Source organism: Paenibacillus paludis, assembly GCF_042610515.1.
GTDB lineage: Bacteria > Bacillota > Bacilli > Paenibacillales > Paenibacillaceae > Paenibacillus_AQ.
In genome coordinates this window covers 1-15,266 of sequence record NZ_JBGJZP010000020.1, presented here as the reverse complement: position 1 = coordinate 15,266, position 15,266 = coordinate 1, and the positions used below count along the sequence as shown (strand labels likewise).

Sequence of the window (15,266 nt, the reverse complement as noted above, 5' to 3'; positions counted from 1 at the left end):
AGATCCCCCGTTAAGGAGATCCCCTGTTCCGCTGCTCAGCGGATTGATTCAGCAATCTGCATGATTTCTTCGCGGTCTAAACCTTGGGTGCTCAAGCTGTATAATACGCCGTCTGCTTCCCAATCCAAGCTTTTGCTATTCATTAACACTGCGTCGATCCCGTTCACCTTCACCTGCTCGATCTTGCCGTCGGTCGACATCTCATAGGCCGTTTCATGATCAGCATAAGACTGCTGCATCCAGAACTTTATGCCCTTCTTCTCACTGGTGAAGATCAAGTCGACATATTTGCTGCTGATCCCGTCCTTTCCCGTGTAAAGCTCTCCGTGGTCAAAGGCAATCCCTTCAGGTAAATATTCAGGCAGCTTCACTTCAAAAGCAGCGTATTTATTCAGCTCTGCAAGTGTCTTGACACTGAAAATACCTGCGGCTTTTTCCTTATCCAGCACATCCTGCTCCTGCTGTGTGACAGGTTTGCCGTCTACAAAATCCACAATCGGCTCGCCGTCCGCCGTAAAGATCTGCCCCCTCTCTATCTCCTGGGCAAAGGAGACTACCGGATGGCCGTCCTTATCATAAATCTTGCCTTTCATCTCTTCCGGAATTTCAGGGATCTGGTCTGGATCCATCTCATTCGCGATGATATGTCCCAGATTAATGGTCTGAAGCACCCGGCTCAGAACCTCCTGGGCAAAGGATGGCTTGACCACGGCTCCGCTTACCGCAAATGCTACAAGCAGCGAAGCCGCAATCATTACCGGCCGCTTGAAGCTGTGGGAAGAGTTCCTTCTGGAACCGCCCTGCACTTTGCCTGCCCGGCTTCTAACCTTGGACCAAACTGCCTGCTGATCCGTATTGCGGCTGAAATCATGTTCGGCCAACACTTGTCCAAGCTCAAGCAGCTCACGGTATTCCCCGGATCCCTTCCATTCACCAGAGCCTGCTTTATGAACACCGTTATCCATATCCCTCGCAAAACGTTGCGCGGTATCCTTGTTTTTCACAGTTCATCGACACTCCCTATTTCAGATTTGAGTTTTCTCATACTCCGGTAGAGAATTACGCCTACATTACTCTCGGAAATCCCTGTGAGCAGAGCGATCTCTTTATTTTTCAAACCGGCACCGAATTTAAGCGCTACGACATTCCGCTCCTTGACAGCCAGCTTGTCCAGCGCATGATTCAGCCTCGTATTTCGTTCTTCCTCCAGCAGCAAATCCTCGGGGGCTTTTTTGCCGGACACCAGCTCCATAACTGTATCCAGTGAGAACAGACGGGTTCTCTTCCGGCTTCTGTAATAATCGTTCACAACATTTCTGGCGATGGCAAACAGCCACACTTCAAAGGGCGCCTTCTCACCGGAAAAGCTGTCCAGCTTAGACAACGTTTTCTCAAATACCAGGCTTGTCAGATCCTCTGCCGTATAACGGCAGCTGACCCTGTAAGCTATATAGTTATATATCCGCTTATAGTAGGTTTCAAAAATCGTTGTAAACTGCTGGTCTGTCTCCGTATTTTCCTGCATTCTCTCTAGAATAAAAGGCTGTAACAATGCGCGCTCTTGCATCCCTTAAGCTCTCCCTTCCTGCAAAATTTCACTTGGCCAAGTAATTTACTCCAGCTAATACGTGTGTACGCGCAGTTTCATTACAGGATTGGGAAATTATTACGAAACGGGAAATCCCGAAAGAGAAAATTAATCATTTGGGGGATTACCCTCATGGTGCCTGTCTCTCCCTTCGCATCATGGATGATTTCTTTGCTCTATGCGGACTTTGTTACACATGATGGATTTGCAGGGATTGCGCTGCTGCTGCTGATTCCGCTTTTTGCCTGGCCGGATTGATCGTTCTGCTTACAGGAATTTTTCACAAAAAAGAAACGGGCACTGTGTAGTTCCCAGCGGACCGTTTCTTTTCCAACAACTATTAATTATACATTATTATCTAATTTAGTATATTTATTGATCAACTCATCCAATAACATAGATTGTTTAATTACACTCGGGTGCAGCAGGCCAAACTGCTGTTCCATCTGATTTAGTCTGGCCCGCTCCACTTCAATCTGTTTCTGGATGACTTCTATCTCGTTCATTAGCACTACCTCCCGTAAATATTCTAGAGGTTTATGTCAAAATATAGGTGAAGTTGTACAATGCATCAACGTATAAAAAAACGCCGCTTGCGGTTTAGTTCCCGTTAAGCGGCGGTAAAGAGTCGACAAATATAAATTTCAGAGGCGGAAACGGAATTATTGAGTGGACATATAAATCCTTGTATTCGAGCAGAAAGGGCTTGCCGACGTTCTAGGTCAGCAGGCCCTTTCTGTTATTTATGAGCTGGCTTCAGCTTCACACCCAGCTTCTGTAAATACGGATTGAGCTGTTCCAGCAATTGTTCATATTGCGCAAGTTCATCTTCCGATAGCTGGACTGAATGTTCCTGAGCAGTCGCCTTGGCTTCATAGGACTTCAGCTCTCCGATCAATTGCCGGACTTCGGCAAACTCGTCACCGCTTAGCTCCTGCTCCGCTTTGGCAATCATCTGATCCCAAAATGCATTGTTGTCACCAGTTTCTGCTATCTTGCCGGGCGTCTCTACTTTTAATTGCTTAAAATAAGGTGCAAGCTGTGCGGTCAGCAGCTCATACCTTTTCTGATCTGTGCTGCTCAGCAACTCGGGATGAAGCACCCCGTCAGCAGCAGCAATCTCCAGGTTAAATCGGCCGATTTCTTTCAGTAACGAAGTAAATTCCGTGAAGTTTTTCTCGCTTAAGCTTGCCTTTGCCTGCTGCAGCTTGGCCTCCAGCTCATCATATTTCTGCTGGGTTCCGCCTATTTGAATTAAATTGTCAGACGAACCATAAATCGAGTCGGCCAGATAGTTGTACCCTGCGTAAGCACCAGTTGGAATTAACAGTGCGGCAGCCACAATTGTGGCTACAAACCATTTTTTCATGCGTCTTCCCCCTTGTCCAGGAATGATCCCGTTAAGGATCCTCCCCTTCAGTTCCGGTGGAGCGATCCAGCCTTCGGCTTTCTCCTGAAGTACTTGCCGCAGGTTATGTTCAAGACTCATGTAGCTCCTCCACCTTCCCTATTTTAATAGTGTCAGCCTTTCGATTCCGGCGCAGCCTCTGCAGAGCGGCATGGATACGTGATTTGACTGTTCCCAGAGGAATGGCCAATATGGCGGCGATCTCTTCCTGGGAATACTCTTGGAGATAATGCAGGATAATAACCTGCTTCAGCTTGAACGGCAACCGGTTCACTGACTCGAGCAGCCCGCGATTCAATAATCGGTCCAAGACATCTCCTGCAAAATCATATTCCATAGACTGGCCTCTCTGCTCCGCTTTCTTCAAAATACGAAGCTGTCTCCATCCCTTTCTCCGGTAAGCATGAATCTGCCGCATGCACACTCCCATAAGCCAGGGACGGAACGGCCGGGATGTGTCAAATTGTCCAAGCGACCGATAGACTTCCATATAAATCTCCTGCACCACATCGTCTGCATCGGAAGGTTCGGATACGAGGAAACGTACGGTCCTGTAGACATCACTGATGGTCGCTTCGTATAACTCACCGTATGCATCACGGCTGCCGGCTAGCGTGAGCTCGATAAGCTGCGAATATTCTGCTCTGTTCTTCATTCCGCCATTCCCCCTTCAGGCTTACACTATATATTGGGTGGCAGTGTATATTTCGTTCGGTTTATTATATCTGGGATACTCCACATAACACCGCTCCGCTTGAGGCCATTAATTATTCGGACGACAGCACTATTCTTCTACTACAAAAATCACATAAAGTCATCGCAATTCAGCACCGTAAACAGACCGAGGCGGTACAAGATAACTATTCTTGTACCGCCTCGGTCCGGTTCCAGCCATGCTTCACAGTTTAATTTTTTCTAATAAGCCCAGCAGCAGCTGCTTCTCTTCCGGTGCGAAGTCCTCATAGACCGCTGCCAGCAGCGACTCCGATACGGCTTCAAATATCGGCTGAAGCTCCCGGCCTTTCGCCGTAAGAGACAATCGAAAGATCCTCCCATCTCTTTGATCCTGCTCCCGCTGGACGTATTCCATGCGCACCAGTTTATCCACCAAAGCTGTAATTGTAGACTTGTCCTTATCAATGTAGCAAGACAACTGATGCATCGTTATGTATTCCTGGACAAACAGCTGGTATAGAATATCTCCGTGCGAGGGGGCGATACCTTGAAGATTGTGTTTTTTCAATTCCCGTTCGATGAACTTATTGCCACGCCGGTGAATGCGGCCAATGACCGCGAGTACATTATTTTCATTCATAATCCCATGTTAATTTTAAGCAAAATATGTGTCAAGCCTTTCCCCGTAAAGCCGCACTTCCCGGCGTAGATTTCTTCAATATTCCGCTTCCAGCCGGTGAATTCCTGTCGATCGGGGTGTGATTCTGGGTACCTTCACTACGTTGACCGCTGGCACCTGACTCATTCGTAACAGCCTTGTTTTTGCTTTGTTAACAGATCGTGATCTGAAAGCAGGCGTTTTAATATATAATAAAATAGACTGGAACTTTTACACTCTGGAGGTTAACCTATGAAAAAATTATTCGGCGCTGCCGCGATCGCCCTGTTTATTGCAGGATGTACGGCTGCGTCTCCTATAGATACTGCTCACGCCGCTTCCCCCTTACTCCTTGCTGTGGATGGACAACCTGCTCTCACACCGCTTCATCCCTTCTATTCCGGAGGAGTCTTGTATGTACCCGCAAGAGTCTTGCTCGAATATTATCCCTGCCAATTGATCTGGGACAATGTCCGCAAACAACTGACCCTCAGCGATATCAGCTCCAATACAGTCCTTACACCCGGCAGCGCAGCCATGCAAATCACCTATACACAAACAGACGGCAGCACTGAAGAAATGCAGGAAGGACCCGTCATCGTGAAGGACGGACATAACTATATCCCGGCTGATACATTGTATGATCTTACCGGAGCTGAAAGTAAGCTTGAGAACACAGGGAATACAGTATCCATTGTGCCCGGAAGTGTCAGCACGACGGTTCGGGTTCCCAAGGAGCCGCTTGCCGTTGCAGCGAACAACTCCAAGGTCAAGCTATATACCGCACTTAAGAACGGCGACACTTATAAAGGATTCATACTTGAAGTGAATGGCCGGAAACATAACTTCAATTGGTCGGCTCCAAGAATCTATAACTCTCCGCCCGAGCTTCACTATGCCGATGTCGATAACGACGGGAAGCCGGAAGCAATCGTCATTCTGACGCGGGGTACCGGAACCGGAATTGTTGCGCAGGAGGTCCATGTCGTAAAGCCTGAACTGTGGAAAGAGCTAACCCTCCCTGCAGCAGATAAGGCTGCTGCAGCTGCCGTTACCTCCAGTCTGGCCATCGATCAAAAGGATGTGCTGATCCGCCTTGAGGTCAAAGGAGCGGAACCGGCCAAGCTAACACTACGGCTTCCCGGCCGTGCAACGGATAACGGTTTGGATTATTTCGGCAAGGAGGCAGGAATCGGCGCTGTTACCTATTACCAAGTGGAGGGCGGCAAACTGAAGGCAGAGACCAGTGTAATGGTCGGAATGCAGGAGAGTATAGGAACACTCATGCTGGAGTACAAGGCAGGCGGGAAGGGAATGGAACTGGGTTCAATCAAATTTGAGCCGGATGCTGCCATCAAGCCGAATATGGAGCCTAAGCAGGGGTAATTGAACAAAATCAAGAGTCTGCCGGAGACAACAGAAGGAGGTTCAAGAAACCAATGATAGATGCCCATATCCATCTAGAGCAATATAATGACACGGAGCTGGAGTCCATGTTGCTTGAGCTGCCGGGACTCGATATCGAATCGCTGATCGCAGTCTCGATGAACCTGGATTCCTGCATCCGCACGCAGAAAATCGCCGCATTATATCCAGTCCAGGTAAAACCGGCCTATGGCTTCCACCCCGAGCAGCCACTGCCTCAGGAAACCGAGCTTTTCGCACTGCTGGACTGGATTGAACGCCATGCCGGAGAAATGACTGCCGTAGGTGAAATCGGATTGCCCTACTATACACGGGCAGAAGCGCTGGAGCGGGGCGAAGCCTTTGAGATGGAGCCGTATATCAGGCTGCTGGATACCCTGCTTGGTCTTGCTGCCCGCCTGAACAAGCCCGTTGTACTGCATGCCGTATACGAAGATGCTCTGACCGCTTGCGATCTTCTAGAGAAGCACGGTATTACCCGCGCGCACTTTCATTGGTTCAAAGGCCCGGAAGAAGCTATTGTCCGCATGATCGAACGCGGATATCATATTTCCTTCACCCCGGATATTCTCTACGAACCGGAGATCCGCGAACTCGCCCTCCGCTATCCGCCGAAGCTGGTAATGGCGGAGACAGATGGACCTTGGCCGTTCGAAGGTCCTTTTGCCGGGAAGCCCACCCATCCGGCCATGATCCGTGAAGTTGCAGCCGCCTGGGGGGCGCTGCATGGTTATTCCGCCTCCCAGGCGGCGGCCATGCTGACTGCGAATACGGCGAGGTTCTATGATTTCTAGATAGAGACACGCTGCCGCCGGAGAAGACGGCTGTGTAATTGCCAACAAGTCAGAGCTAGCCCTACAGCGGGATTCTTTCTACACCTGACAATTTCTCACCGGTGAATTCCATCCGGTAAATATCCGGCTTCGTAGTCTGCATCAGAAATTCCAGTCCATAGTCCTCGGAGAAATACCCCATCATTAAGGCCATCACCAGACCATGGGTGCCGATGACTATATTTTCTCCCGGGTGCTTCCGCAGGATATCCTTAAGGACTTGGACCGCCCGATCTTGGCATTCGTTATTGGATTCTCCGCCCGGTAAGGCAAAATCCGCATCTGCATACATCTTCCTTAGCGCTGGATATAATTCATCTTCTGGCAACGGGCGGTTGCCTTCCATCCAGATTTTTTCTTTCAGCGCTTCATCAGGAACAATCTCCTGGCCCAGTTCTTCTGCTAAATCTGCTATCGTCTGTACCGCACGGACATAAGGACTGCTGTAAAATGCATGGATCCCTTCACTCCGCAATTTTGCAGTCACGTAACGGGCATCTGCTTCACCTTTGGGAGATAACCCGCGTTCCCTCTCATCTCCTCCGGTTTTGGGAGACTCTCCGTGCCGTACCATGTAAATGAAAGTACTCATTTCAAATAATCCTCCTGAAATTGTATTGCGGCATTGAATTCTTACAATAACTGTAAGTGCATACAAGCCTGCGGCTGAAGCATACGCTTCTCCTAACACTTTCGCCGGGAGAATCCCATGTCCTCCTTCAACAAGAAAAATAGACCAACCAAAGGTTTCTGGCTGACCTAATACTACTAAAGAGCCACGCGGGCTTGTTGGATGTTTAAGTTGAATATGGGAAGCTCTACAGGGGAAGCCCTACAGGAGAAGCCCTACAGGAAAGCCCTAAGTGCACTTTGTACAGTTATATCAGGGATATTTGCACATATGGGAGAGTTAGTTGTATTCTGTACAGCTAGAAATCGGCTATCCACCGAATATCGGGCAATCAGCTAATTTTAGCTGTACGAAATACAATTAAAAGTAAAATCAGGCCCTGGGGAGTCACTTTAGCTGTACGAAATACAACTATAAATCTGCCACCCGGCAAATGAGGCAAAGGGAGAGGTCCAGCTTACCAAAACCAAACTAAAATAACTCCAGGCACCGCTGCCCCCTACTACCCAATTCGTCCGCAGAACCAGCTTAACTGCGCTGTCACGCCATTTAGAGCCACTTCCACTTCTATTGAGCACACTTCTATCCAGCACACTAGCTGACCTGTTCTACAGAAGTTACTCTCTCCTGTTTTGCAACTGGCCAAAGCACACGTCCGAACACTATACCGGTCAGACCCAGAACAGCTTGGACGATGCCGAAGTTGACGAAGATTTGACCAGGACCGGCAAGTTCGACCAGCAGACCTCCCAGCAGCGGGGCAACAATCATCACGGCACCGAGAATCGTGCTCTGAATACCGAATACCCGGCCTGTCATATGTGGAGGCGTTTCTTTCTGCAGGCAATAATTAAAGGCCACAATAAACATTCCGTTCCCGATTCCCAGTACAAATCCCAGCAGCAGCACCCAGATTACAGAAGCTCCAGGCTGGAGCAGTCCCAGGCCGAGAACTGAGCCGCCGATCAGCACATAACCAGTGCCAAGTCTCCAGCCATACCCCGTTCCCAGCTTCAGCTTGTTCATGACGAGGATGATGAGCACAGCCCCCGCACCGGAAGCGGCAACCATCCAGCCCAGCAGGGATTCATTGGTCGGCGAAACCATCCGGAACAAGCTGGTAAATTGAAAATCAATCATCTGGATCGCCAATGCCCCGGTAAGTCCGAACAGCATCGTATTCAGCAACACTCGGCTGTGCAGCATAAAGCTCCAGCCTTCCTTCCACATGGTGCGAAGCGGAACCCGTTCCTCCGGTGACTCGGAAACAAGATTTGCCTCCCCCGCAGGAATGTTTCTTACCGAAAGCAGCAGCAGATAGGAGCAGACACGAAAAATGGCATTCAGTAAAATGCACCACTGCGGCGTGAGCACTGACAAGGCTAATCCGCCCAGCAGCGGGCCGGCAATTTTGGAGCCTTGATTCACAATGCCGTTAAGCGAGGTTGCCTGAAGCAGCTGGTCCTCCCTGACAATACTCCGGGTCATGGACTGCTGTGCAGGCACATTTAACGTAGAAACTGCTGCGCGCAGCGACAGCAAAGGCAGCAGCCAGACCATGCTGGGAGCAAATAATACCAGCACGGTCAGAACCGCGGTGAGCAGATCGCACAACCGCATCAGCTTCAGCTTGTTCATCCGGTCGGCGGCCACCCCTGCCACGGAGCCGAGCAATACGCTCGGCAGTGCTATGGCTACCGGAATCAGCGCCAGCATCAGCGGGCTGGCCTGCCAGCGGTAGCCGACAAGCACTTGAATGGCCAGTGTATCGAACCAATCGCCAAAGGTTGCCGTGGCGAAGGCGCTGTATACACGCATGTATACTTTGTTATGCAGCAGGCTGGTTCCCTGCTTAGTTGAAGCCTCCATCTGTCATTCCTCCAGGTCACATTTAGAATCTTAGAATTGTGTAATTCATGATCCTACTGTAACGGAGAATTGTCAGAGAATTATCAGAGAGCTTTCAATATCTGCTGCAACACATCCTCCAAAGACTGGGCAAGCCGGTCAAACCCCAATTCCTCAAGCTTGGCTGCAAATTGATTATCATATTTGTGCTGCAACGCTTGAGGAGGAGGGAACATCCGGCAGAAGTGATATATCCGGTACAACGCATGAAGAGGCAGAGGAACGAATCCAGTCATTTCCAGCACCTGCAGCCCTTCATCCAGCAGGTTCTCTGCTTCACGCCACTGCTTGTTGCGCAAACGCCATAGTCCTTTTACTATTTTATAGCTGCCAATCTCCCGCAAAAAGGGCTTGTCCAACAATACTTTCCCTATAGCCTCGTCCAGCCGTTCCAGCTCTGCATCTCCGGTTCCCGCCACCAGATGCACAAACAGCTCCACAATCATCGTAACCGGAATAAAATTTTCATAACCGGGTTCAGCAATCACTTGATAGGACCTTTCCAGACGTTCCAGCGCCCTCTCCGGCTGCCCCGCTAAGGTGAACAAATCCAGAATTGTGAGGATCTCCAATTCCACCTGATCAGGCGGAGGCAGCAGTTTTTTCCGGATCACCTGCTCACAGTACGCCAGCTTCGCCTTGGGGTCGCCGGAGAAAAAGTAGAACAGCAGAAGGTAAAAAAGCCGGTCCTTTAAAGGCACCTCTTTCGTATACAGCAGCCACTCCAAATCCCCTTGCACAAAGTGAATAACCATGGAATAATGCGGGTCCAGCTCATAGCCGAGTATGTCCTGCTGACGCGCGAGGGTGAGCATCGATTTGCCCTGGCCGTATACATGAAACTTGCCGAACACGTCACGCATCGTATCGCGCAGCTCCGGATCATGCGTGGTCGGTGTAATCATCACACTGCCCAAACCCGGCACTGCCAGACTATAACCAAAGCCCCGTACCGTCTTGATATCAAGACCTTTAAGTCCGCGGAGCTTTTTGCGCAGCCGGTAGATATGATCATCCACTGTCCGTTCCACCGGATACTCCAGCGGCCATACTTTATCCAGAAGCTGCTCCCGGCTGAAGGTACGCCCCCTGTTATGGTATAAAAACTGCAGGAGCGCAAATTCCTTAGGCAGCAGCTCGATCGTCATTCCTTCAGCTGACACTTTATATTCGCTCCCGTTTAATTCCAGATGCATAGCTGAACCTCTTTTCCACGGATGAATCTATCACTTTATTATAACAGCCAGCCTTCACCCAGCTCCAGCGGGAAAAAGGCAAAAAGAGCAAACCCGCAACTTCCTGCAGTTTGCTCTTTATTCCACTCTACCTATTGCGCTTTGCAGCAGCAGTATCTCTTATCCGCAGATTATCCTGCCATATTGTTAACTGCATCCTGTTCAGAAAATACAGAGATATGATCCACGGTGCCGGAGGACTCCGGAATAATGAATTTGAGCTGGTATTCCTTGCCGGCTTGGTAAATGTAAATCTTATCGCTGCCGTTCACCGCAGTGCTGCCCGGCTTGCCGAGTACTTCTTCAATCTGCTTCAGAGTCAACCTCTGCAGCTCAGCAGCGCTTGAGCGGACATCGAAAATCCGGCTGCCTTTATTGAAGCCAAATACGACATGTTTGTCGCTGTAGACTGAATACATCCCTTTACCCGCCGAATCCTTCGTGTCCGGCTCTCCCCATGCTGCTTCGACCTCATCTATTAATCCGCTGTGCGCAGCATATTCTACACCCGGCACTTTGCCCTGCTTGGCAAGCTGGAGCAGTTCTTTCAGCTGCTTGCTGCTATCCTGCAGAGCTGCAGCAGAAGCCCCTCCAGCTCCAGAGCTTGGTGAGGCTGCCGCTGCCGGCTCCTCGGTTGGAGCAGATGAAGCGCTCGCTTCCGGCTGTGAGGTTGCCGGTACATCCGTACCAGCCGCCGTTGCCGGCGATGCAGAGGCCGCCGCCTGTTGATCAGAAGAATCACAAGCCGTGAGCCCGATCACCCCTGCCAATATAAAGATGCCAGCTATTGCTCTAAATGTTGTTGTCATCTTGTCATCTCCTTGACTGAACTGCTAGTACTGACGGAGGGAAATAGGGAAAGGTTGCAGGAACTACCAGAGTACTAAGACAACTTTAGGCACAAGAAAAAACGCCACTTAGCTGCCTTAGCAGCCAAGTGGCGCAATTCGGAATGTTTTATCCGCTTGTCTAGATTAAATCCGACCGTTGCAGCAACCGCTGAATCATTGCGGCAACTTCGGCTCTTGTGATAGATGCCTGCGGATCTAATCGTGTAGAAGTTCTGCCGGAAACAATTCCGGCGGCAACACTATCTGCAGCACTGCTCACTGCCCATTTCGAAACGCTGCCTGCATCCGTAAAGGAACTTAGCAGCTCAGAAGCCTCTTTATTCTGGAGCTTATCTTTCAACGCGGTGATTTCCATTGCTTTTGCAATCATCGTCATTGCTTGTTCACGGGTGATCTTGTCCAGCGGACGGAAGTTGCCGTCTTCAAACCCGTTAATTAGTTTGTAGGCATACGCTGTCTGCACTGAACTGCTGTACCAATCCGAAGCCTTCACATCCGAGAAAGCACCCGTACCGTTCTCCAGTTTCAGACCTAACCCCCGTACAACGATTGCGGCGAATTCGGCCCGCGTAATCTCTGCAGCAGGATTAAACGCTCCGTTCCCAACGCCGTCAATAATCATGCGTGAGCCCATGTTGTTGACGATATCTTTTGCCCAATGGCCGTCCATATCCTTGAATTCCAGCGGATGCCAGATAATCGAGTAGGTGCTGTTGGTCAAGCTATTGACGATGGCAAAATATTGTTGATCAATCTTAGCCACTTTTGTCGGCACATGTCTCACCGATCCGTCCGGCTCAACCACAACCCCGGTTGTAATTCTGTTCGGGTCCACACCATCCGGAAGAGCAATCATCCGCTCTACATAAGCGTTGAACTTCGTTATTTCAACCGTGGTATCCCCGTATTGAGCCCGGATTACAAAATTAAGTGGTGGAGCAGCAAGCGTAAACTCACCTGCAGCCGCCGAATTCTCCACTATTCTCAGCGTATCTGCTGTCGGCTTAGCGATCTCAATTTGAATTTTGATATCTTCAAGGTCAACTGACGCTCCAAGCTGTGTTGAAATAGACTCAATGTTGATTTGCGCCGCAGGAAGCGTGTAAGTGGCATTTCCGCTTTTAAATTCAAGCACCGCCTGCTTTTGTTCCATGCTCTTGATCATTTGGCCGCTTAACTCGCCTATGACAATATTAGAACTGCTGATCACCGGAATCGTTATCAGAGCTCCTTGGCCTTCGGCTGCCAGCCTTTCTTCCAGCTTCTTCTGATCAATTATGACAGTTGTAACACTCTGCCCGTTCACGATGGAGGTTGTTGCTGTTCCTGCTCTTTCCACCTTGCCATTAACAAAAACATCAACACCGTCGTTTGTCACTGGAGTCGTGATTACAGGCGGGGTCTCATTCCCTCCTCCACCAGATGGCACGGATGGCGCGATTGGCGTAACTTCGTTCGATAGAGCAGATGAGGCACTGCTGCCTGCGCCGTTAATCGCTTTTACCGTAAAAGTATAGGGCGTGCCGTTTGTCAGTCCTGTAATTGTAATGGGACCCGTTGTTCCAACCCCCACAATGTTGCCGGGCGAAGCTGTAACCTCATAACCGGTAATTGCACTGCCTCCAGTCTCTGCCGGGGCCGTAAAGCTTACCACCGTTTGTCCATTTCCGGCTACTGCGGTTATATCCGTTGGCGCACCAGGGACCGTTTTTGGAGTAGCATTCAATTCGTTCGAAGCCGCGCTATCCCCTACTTCATTGGCTGCTTTGACCACAAAATAATAGGCTGTTCCATTATTCAATCCTGCCGCCTTATAGCTGTATACCGAACCGCTGACTGTAGCTATTTCATTGCCATATTCAGAGGAAGAAAGTCTCTGGAATATCTTGTATCCTGTTGAACCCGTAACCGGACTCCAGACCAGGTTAATCTCGCCATTACCGGCAAAAGCGGATTGCAGGAACGGCACTCCCGGGATAGGCACCGACGTATCGGTTACTGTAACAACAAGTGTCTGCACTGCGCCCGCTGTAAAGTTGAACGTTAAGCTCGTCGTACCTTCTGCCAGCGTAGCCAAGTAATCCTTCTGGAGGGTTACTGTGTTGCCTGACACGGTGTAATCACTTCCTGCGGCAAGATATGCCACACCGTTTGAGATGCTGGTGAGATTATTGCCATTCAGCATCATCGTTATTACAACATCCGCCTGTTTGCCCGTATTCTTGTCGAAGCTTGCAGTCTTCGGACTGATTGAACTGTTATTGGCTGTTGAAATCGTGTAGCTCTCACTCAACACGGTGCTGTCCGTCATCCCCGGTTTCACCGCAATGGCCTTAATCGTCTTCGCGCTCGTCAGGGTGATCGGTCCATTGTAGAGCGTGCTGCTGCTGCTTGGCGTTGTGCCATCCGTTGTGTAGTAAATCAACGCACCGCTAGTGGCGCTGCTAAGCGTTACCTCCGTGCCGGACGCTACCTCGCCTCCGGCTGGATTTGCTGTCGGCGCTGCAACCTGCTGCGCCGTAATGGTGTAGCTCTCGCTCAGTACCGAGCTATCCGTCATCCCCGGTTTCACCGCGATGGCCTTAATCGTCTTCGCGCTCGTCAGCGTAATCGCTCCACTGTAGAGCGTACTGCTGCTGGTTGGCGTTGTGCCATCCGTCGTATAGTAGATCACCGCGCCGCTAGTGGCGCTGCTCAGTGTTACTGCCGTGCCGGACGCTACCTCGCCTCCGGCTGGATTTGCTGTCGGCGCTGCAACCTGCTGCGCCGTAATGGTATAGCTCTCGCTCAGCACCGCGCTGTCTGTCATCCCCGGTTTCACCGCGATGGCCTTAATCGTCTTCGCGCTCGTTAGCGTAATTGCTCCATTGTATAGCGTACTGCTGATGGTTGGCGTTGTGCCATCCGTCGTGTAGTAGATCACCGCGCCGCTGGTGGCGCTGCTCAGTGTTACTGCCGTGCCGGACGCTACCTCGCCTCCGGCTGGGCTGGCTGTTGGCGCGTCCACTTGCACCATGATCGTGTAGCTCTCGCTCAGCACCGTGCTGTCTGTCATCCCCGGTTTCACGGCGATCGCTTTAATCGTCTTCGCGCTCGTCAGGGTGATCGCTCCATTGTAGAGCGTACTGCTGATGGTTGGCGTTGTGCCATCCGTCGTGTAGTAGATCACCGCGCCGCTAGTGGCGCTGCTCAATGTCACCGCCGTGCCCGACGCAACCTCGCCTCCGGCTGGATTTGCTGTCGGCGCTGCAACCTGCGCCATAATGGTGTAACTCTCACTCAGCACCGAGCTGTCCGTCATCCCTGGTTTCACCGCGATGGCTTTAATCGTCTTCGCGCTCGTTAGCGTAATCGCTCCGCTGTAGAGCGTACTGCTGCTGGTTGGCGTTGTGCCATCCGTCGTGTAGTAGATCAACGCTCCACTGGTGGCGCTGCTCAGCGTCACCTCCGTGCCCGACGCCACTGCGCCTCCGGCTGGGCTGGCTGTTGGCGCGTCCACTTGCGCCATGATCGTGTAGCTCTCACTCAGCACCGTGCTGTCTGTCATCCCCGGTTTCACCGCGATGGCTTTAATCGTCTTCGCGCTCGTCAGGGTGATCGCTCCGCTGTAGAGTGTACTGCTGCTGGTTGGCGTTGTGCCATCCGTCGTGTAGTAGATCACCGCGCCGCTAGTGGCGCTGCTCAATGTCACCGCCGTGCCCGACGCAACCTCGCCTCCGGCTGGATTTGCTGTCGGCGCTGCAACCTGCGCCATAATGGTGTAGCTCTCACTCAGCACCGAGCTGTCCGTCATCCCCGGTTTCACCGCGATGGCCTTAATCGTCTTCGCGCTCGTCAGGGTGATCGCTCCGCTGTAGAGCGTACTGCTGCTGGTTGGCGTTGTGCCATCCGTCGTGTAGTAGATCACCGCGCCGCTGGTGGCGCTACTCAACGTCACCGCCGTGCCGGACGCTACCTCGCCTCCGGCTGGGCTGGCTGTTGGCGCGTCTACTTGCGCCATGATCGTGTAGCTCTCGCTCAGCACCGAGCTGTCTGTCATCCCCGGTTTCACCGC

14 protein-coding genes are annotated in these 15,266 nt (G+C 51.1%); 3 read left to right on the top strand and 11 right to left on the bottom strand.

Features of this window, described 5'->3' with window-relative positions; all coding sequences use genetic code 11:
- Positions 1–35: 35 nt before the first annotated feature.
- Together ACAN56_RS27825 and ACAN56_RS27820 are read right to left on the bottom strand one after the other, a co-directional pair.
- Complete coding sequence (locus ACAN56_RS27825) at positions 36–1,004, bottom strand: DUF4367 domain-containing protein (protein WP_379146928.1); 969 nt, start codon at positions 1,002–1,004, stop codon at positions 36–38.
- On the bottom strand, positions 1,001–1,567 hold the full coding sequence (locus tag ACAN56_RS27820; RefSeq protein WP_341090310.1) for a sigma-70 family RNA polymerase sigma factor: 567 nt from the start codon (positions 1,565–1,567) through the stop codon (positions 1,001–1,003). The genes ACAN56_RS27825 and ACAN56_RS27820 overlap by 4 nt, the downstream gene beginning before the upstream one ends.
- A gap of 153 nt (positions 1,568–1,720) precedes the next feature.
- Here ACAN56_RS27820 and ACAN56_RS27815 point away from each other — a divergent pair, with 153 nt between their 5' ends.
- On the top strand, positions 1,721–1,846 hold the full coding sequence (locus tag ACAN56_RS27815; protein ID WP_379146926.1) for a hypothetical protein: 126 nt from the start codon (positions 1,721–1,723) through the stop codon (positions 1,844–1,846).
- 86 nt (positions 1,847–1,932) lie between these two features.
- On the opposite strand, the gene ACAN56_RS27810 is transcribed toward ACAN56_RS27815, so the two are convergent.
- The 4 genes from ACAN56_RS27810 to ACAN56_RS27795 form a co-directional block, all read right to left on the bottom strand.
- A complete protein-coding gene (locus ACAN56_RS27810) occupies positions 1,933–2,094 on the bottom strand; it encodes an aspartyl-phosphate phosphatase Spo0E family protein (protein ID WP_081965701.1) in 162 nt (53 codons plus the stop codon).
- 233 nt (positions 2,095–2,327) lie between these two features.
- Positions 2,328–3,077 carry a DUF3600 domain-containing protein gene (locus ACAN56_RS27805; protein ID WP_052091853.1) on the bottom strand — a complete coding sequence of 250 codons (750 nt, stop codon included), beginning with the start codon at positions 3,075–3,077 and terminating at the stop codon, positions 2,328–2,330.
- Positions 3,067–3,651, bottom strand: coding sequence for a sigma-70 family RNA polymerase sigma factor (locus ACAN56_RS27800; protein ID WP_038586903.1), 585 nt, complete (start codon positions 3,649–3,651; stop codon positions 3,067–3,069). Before ACAN56_RS27800 ends, ACAN56_RS27805 begins: the two co-directional genes overlap by 11 nt.
- A 243-nt stretch (positions 3,652–3,894) precedes the next feature.
- Positions 3,895–4,311: a MarR family winged helix-turn-helix transcriptional regulator gene (locus ACAN56_RS27795; RefSeq protein ID WP_038586901.1), complete on the bottom strand. Its 417-nt coding sequence runs from the start codon at positions 4,309–4,311 to the stop codon at positions 3,895–3,897.
- A 270-nt stretch (positions 4,312–4,581) separates the two neighbouring features.
- Between ACAN56_RS27795 and ACAN56_RS27790 the strand changes: the two genes are divergently transcribed.
- Together ACAN56_RS27790 and ACAN56_RS27785 are read left to right on the top strand one after the other, a co-directional pair.
- Positions 4,582–5,715: a stalk domain-containing protein gene (locus ACAN56_RS27790; protein ID WP_038586899.1), complete on the top strand. Its 1,134-nt coding sequence runs from the start codon at positions 4,582–4,584 to the stop codon at positions 5,713–5,715.
- Between the two features lie 53 nt (positions 5,716–5,768).
- Complete coding sequence (locus ACAN56_RS27785; protein WP_379146923.1) at positions 5,769–6,548, top strand: TatD family hydrolase; 780 nt, start codon at positions 5,769–5,771, stop codon at positions 6,546–6,548.
- Positions 6,549–6,609: 61 nt separating this feature from the next.
- Here ACAN56_RS27785 and ACAN56_RS27780 read toward each other — a convergent pair whose 3' ends face one another.
- The 5 genes from ACAN56_RS27780 to ACAN56_RS27760 all read right to left on the bottom strand — a co-directional run.
- Complete coding sequence (locus tag ACAN56_RS27780; RefSeq protein ID WP_379146921.1) at positions 6,610–7,179, bottom strand: histidine phosphatase family protein; 570 nt, start codon at positions 7,177–7,179, stop codon at positions 6,610–6,612.
- A gap of 633 nt (positions 7,180–7,812) precedes the next feature.
- Positions 7,813–9,087 (bottom strand): MFS transporter, encoded by a 1,275-nt coding sequence (locus ACAN56_RS27775; protein WP_052091852.1) that lies wholly within the window; start codon positions 9,085–9,087, stop codon positions 7,813–7,815.
- Between the two features lie 83 nt (positions 9,088–9,170).
- Entirely contained in the window at positions 9,171–10,322 is a 1,152-nt protein-coding gene (locus ACAN56_RS27770; RefSeq protein WP_038586891.1) for a winged helix-turn-helix domain-containing protein, read from the bottom strand.
- 170 nt (positions 10,323–10,492) lie between these two features.
- Entirely contained in the window at positions 10,493–11,170 is a 678-nt protein-coding gene (locus ACAN56_RS27765) for a YjgB family protein (protein ID WP_379146918.1), read from the bottom strand.
- A gap of 160 nt (positions 11,171–11,330) precedes the next feature.
- On the bottom strand, positions 11,331–15,266 hold a 3,936-nt coding region (locus ACAN56_RS27760; protein ID WP_379146915.1), incomplete at its 5' end, for a chitobiase/beta-hexosaminidase C-terminal domain-containing protein.